1 pseudogene is annotated in these 290 nt (G+C 64.5%); it reads right to left on the bottom strand.

What is annotated here, in order from left to right:
* Positions 1 to 290 (bottom strand): annotated as a pseudogene (locus BK660_RS31555) (lyase family protein); the annotation flags it as partial.

Below are 290 nucleotides of genomic sequence, written 5' to 3'. Positions count from 1 at the left end.
ATGCACGTCACGCAGCATCGAATGCGAGTGGGCCAGCAAGTGGTGAGCGAAGACGATGGGTTGCGCCTGCTACAGGTGGGGAAAGCCCGGGCAGATGCTTTCGATGTGTTGCTCGGCCCGATCAGCCAGGGCCTGTTGCAAGGCAAGCACTTCGACGGCCAGGGTGCGGACGTGATCACGCAGGAACCGGCGCAGGTCGTTGGCGGTCTGGTCGTTACGTGAACGGCCGGCGCGCAGCTTGCCGCCAAAGGCGCCGAGGCGTTCGGTCAGCAGGCGCTCGATGAAGGTGT

The organism is Pseudomonas brassicacearum, assembly GCF_003732265.1.
GTDB classification, from domain to species: Bacteria; Pseudomonadota; Gammaproteobacteria; order Pseudomonadales; family Pseudomonadaceae; genus Aquipseudomonas; species Aquipseudomonas brassicacearum_D.
The sequence above is the reverse complement of the archived record's forward strand: the minus strand, read 5'-3'. Positions and strand labels throughout refer to the sequence as shown.